Origin of the sequence: Mycobacterium simiae, assembly GCF_008370645.1 — a bacterium.
Lineage (GTDB): Bacteria > Actinomycetota > Actinomycetes > Mycobacteriales > Mycobacteriaceae > Mycobacterium > Mycobacterium simiae_A.
On record NZ_VTZN01000281.1, the window covers coordinates 1 to 4,126 of the forward strand.

3 protein-coding genes are annotated in these 4,126 nt (G+C 64.4%); 1 reads left to right on the top strand and 2 read right to left on the bottom strand.

Annotated features, from left to right (window positions below):
• Positions 1–13: 13 nt before the first annotated feature.
• Entirely contained in the window at positions 14–1,192 is a 1,179-nt protein-coding gene (locus F0Q45_RS24725) for an NADH:flavin oxidoreductase (protein ID WP_149656399.1), read from the top strand.
• Here F0Q45_RS24725 and F0Q45_RS24730 read toward each other — a convergent pair.
• Positions 1,164–2,711 (bottom strand): TfuA-like protein, encoded by a 1,548-nt coding sequence (locus tag F0Q45_RS24730; protein WP_149656397.1) that lies wholly within the window; start codon positions 2,709–2,711, stop codon positions 1,164–1,166. The genes F0Q45_RS24725 and F0Q45_RS24730 overlap by 29 nt on opposite strands.
• Entirely contained in the window at positions 2,708–3,949 is a 1,242-nt protein-coding gene (locus F0Q45_RS24735) for a YcaO-like family protein (protein ID WP_149656398.1), read from the bottom strand. The genes F0Q45_RS24730 and F0Q45_RS24735 overlap by 4 nt, the downstream gene beginning before the upstream one ends.
• Between the last annotated feature and the right edge of the window lie 177 nt (positions 3,950–4,126).

The following is a 4,126-nucleotide window of genomic DNA, read 5'->3' on the forward strand; positions in this document are numbered from 1 at the left end:
CCCGACCCCGGACGTGTTCAGCCCGGCAAAGCTCGGCCCGCTGACACTGCGTAACCGGGTTATCAAGGCCGCCACCTTCGAGGCACGCACGCCCGACGCGCTGGTGACCGAAGATCTGATCGAGTACCACCGTCAGCCCGCGGCGGGCGGGGTCGGGATGACCACCGTCGCCTACTGCGCAGTCTCCCCCGGCGGGCGGACCAGCGGCGACCAGATTTGGATGCGCCCGGAAGCGGTGCCGGGGCTGCGCCGGCTTACCGAAGCTATCCACGCCGAGGGCGCGGCGGTGAGCGCCCAGATCGGCCACGCCGGGCCGGTGGCCGACGCCCGCTCCAACAAAGCGACCGCGCTGGCTCCGGTGCGGTTCTTCAACCCGATCGCAATGCGATTCGCCAAGAAAGCCACCCGCGACGATATCGACGACGTGCTGACCGCACACGCCAACGCCGCGCGACTGGCGGTGGAGGCCGGCTTCGACGCCGTCGAAATCCACTTGGGCCACAACTACTTAGCGAGCTCGTTTCTCAGCCCGCTGATCAACCGGCGCGACGACGAATTCGGCGGATCACTGCGTAACCGGGCGAAGGTCGCCCGAGGGTTAGTGATGTCGGTTCGCCGCGCGGTCGATCAGCAGCTCGCGGTAACGGCCAAGCTCAACATGGCCGACGGCATCCGCGGCGGTATCACCACAGAGGAAGCCGTGACCACGGCAAAATGGCTTCAGGAAGACGGCGCACTGGACGCGATCGAACTGACCGCCGGCAGCTCGCTGGTCAACCCGATGTATTTGTTCCGCGGCGACGCCCCGGTGAAGGAGTTTGCCGGGGCGTTCAAGCCCCCGCTGCGCTGGGGCATCCGGATGATCGGCCACAAGTTCTTCCGCCAATACCCCTACCGCGATGCCTATCTGTTGCGGGAAGCTCGACTGTTCCGTGCCGAGCTTTCGATGCCGCTGATCTTGCTAGGCGGCATCACCAACCGCGCGACCATGGACCTGGCGATGGCCGAGGGATTCGAGTTCGTCGCGATGGCCCGCGCACTGCTCGCCGAACCCGACCTGATCAACCGAATCAAGGCGCAAGACGCGCGGCATCCGGTGAAATCGGCCTGTACTCATTGCAACCAGTGCATGCCGACGATCTACAGCCGCACCCGTTGCGTGGTCACCGGCGCGCCCGATGCGCACCGATGACGTCGCAGACTTGCCCGGCTGCCGGCGCCGCGGTTGACAAAGCGATGATGCGCGCCGAAGTGTCCCCTGCTTGGGCCGGCCCCAAGACGCCAACGTCGATTGACGGCAACTGGTCGTCGGCGGCGGCGACAGCGAACAGGGAGGCGGCAGTATAGAAGGCCTCCTCGCTCATCAGGCCGCGTTGGGCGAGTTCGATGCGGTCCACCTCCGTGCCCCATCGCTGAGCGAAGAGGATTCTGAGTTGTCTCGGATCGGGTCGGTGCAGGTTCAAATGCGGCTTATGCCTGGCTAATTCATCGCGCCTGGCCAACGCATGGGCCGCAGCGGTGCGCCAGCGCGGCAGTCGCGGGTCCGAGCGTAGTAAGTCGAGAAAGTGCTCGATAGCTGGAAGCGTCCGGGTGACAAACAGCGTGCGGGTAACGAGGCGGGCTGAGATGGCAATCGGGTCATCACATAGGGTTTCGTTCTCTTCAGCGGTCAACCACTGGGCCCTGACTGGCTCGGGGAAGCCAGCCTGGTCGATGAGCCCAATGGCTAACGCGTAGTGGTGGGCGACAGTCTCCAACGCACGTTGGTGGGTGTCGGCGCAGACACCCGCGACGGCCCGTGATGCGTTTTCGCGAATGTTGCCGCAGTGGCCGGGGTGGGCCAAAGCCCAGTGCCAAGAAGCGATTTGTTCGAGGGCAGGTAGGTAGGCCCAGCGGTCGGTGGCGCAGATGCTCAGCAGCGACAGGACGTCGGTGTCTCGGACCTCGATAGTGGTATCGGTCCCGGTATCGGTGGTGACGGTGATCGGAATGGAAGGCGCCCAACGTTGCTTCCAGCGTTCGGACCATACGGTCGGTGGTGGGCCGGTGCGGGTGGCCCCACCACCGTGGCCGTCGAGGATTTGTTGGAGTGCCACCAGCGCATCGGCACGTTTGACATCGACGCGCAGTGCCTGCAACTGTCTTGCCAAATAACGCCTTTCAGGCGCGTCGACAGCACCCAGGAGCCGATCCCAAGTACGCGCTGTGAACGGCATGCGGCGAGCGGCTGCTATCAGGTCGGACTCTAATTGTGCTGATAGCAAACCTGTCTGGACGGCGAGCGATAATGTCTGGCGAATGTTGACGAGCGCGTCGACGAAGACCGGATAACCGTCTTCGGGCTCACCGTGAACCATGCCGACTTCGTCATCGGCTTCCAAGTAGCCGTTGCGGTAGCTTTCGAATACCCAGCCGTAGCCCTCCATCCCGAACGGATGGAGTTCGGCGGCGCGCAGCGCGCCCATGCTGGATGATCCGACGACGCGTACGCCGTCCTCCATCAAGGTCAAAAGTTCCTTGTGTCGGACCGGGGCGTGTTGAAAGAACAGCCCGTCGACAATCAGCAAGGTGTCACCTTGCTTCAGCCCATACCCGAGGGCGTCGCCGAATGAAATCGGTTTAGCGACTTCGGCATTGGGCGCTACCGCATGGATATCGTTGACATCTATCGTGGGCCCTGCGGTCACCACGAGCCGGCCCGCAGCCGTCATGCCGATTCCTGCAAGGGGGTGCGCATCGGGGAACCGTGTGATGCCGTCAGGCCGGGTGCGATGACCTTGACCACCGGAACGCAGCTGCCGACCAGATCGCACACAACCGCCAGCGGCTCGCTGCCCGACCGGGCGGCCACCGCGGCGGCGGCCGACGTCAGCAGCTCGCGCAGTGAGCCGGTGTCGGCAGCCTGCCACGATATTGGTTCGGCGGTAGGCAAGTGCCGCATGGTTGGCCGCAACGGGCCGTAGGCGTGCACTCGGGCGAATCGGTGGTACAACGCCGGCGACAGATCCTCGCGGGCTCCGCTGATGGCCGTCAGCCGCGATTGCGCGGCTTCGGTGATCGCACGAGACAATGCCACGTTGGGATCGTGGTGCAAACCGAAGCCGCTGAACGGCACCCCAAGCATGGGCGAACAGAGCTCGGCAGTAAAGCAAGAGAAACCGTCCCACGCGTCGGTCCGCGCTATCTTCAGTTCGCTACCGGCGCGATGAATCATGTCGATCAACTCGGCGCAGTCGGAGTCGGCGACATCGTCAAGAGGCACCTCGAACAGCGTGCTTCCGGGTTCGCCGGCAGCCATAGCATGGCGTTCCATGACCTCGTACAGCGCATGCAGGCTGGCCTCCCAGTAGCTGTTGCCCGAGGCCAATCCCGTGGTGTCCGTCGAGAACAGCGGCGGGTCCCAGCGGTGGTTGACCGCCGCGTTCACTAAGACAGCTTCCCACGGCACCCAGGTTTGACGGCCGGTCAACAATGTTGTGGCGCTCATCCAGTCGAGCTTGGCGCCAGGATGGTAGAGACTTTGGGCCGAGAGGAGCAGGTGTGCGGGATCGTAGGTCAGTGCGGAGACGATATCCGTTGTGGTGGTGGACAATAGGTCGGGCGTGACGTTTTCGGCGTGCCAGCCTTCCAGCGATTCCATGACGGCAGAGACTTGGGCGGCGCGGTAGGTGGCTGCTTTGCCTTGACTGACCGACAGTGTCTGCGAGTCCGGACGCACTGCCTGAACAGTGGGTATACCGAGATCGTCGAGCCAGGTGAGATCGGCGACGCGGGTGATGCCGGCGGGTTCCAACATTGGTTGTACGGCCTGCCAGGTCTGCTCCGGGGAGATGATGCGGTGGGTCCCCGCCCGGTGGCCGATTGTCGTCGAATCGGCATGGCCCAGGACCCGGGTTGTCCACTGTGACCAATCGGGGCCGGCGAACGTAGCGGTCGCCCCGGCGCGCATTTCAGCGATGACTGAGTCCTCTACTTGCGGGCGATGTAATGAATCGCGGATGGCTGCCCGCTCGGCGGGCGATCGGTGCTGGGGTGACCGTGTTCGGACGGCGGCTAACGCAGGCCTTGGTGGTCTCGCTGGTAAGTTCGTCGGGGGTCAGGCCCCACGGTCGAGTGCCGGATGAAT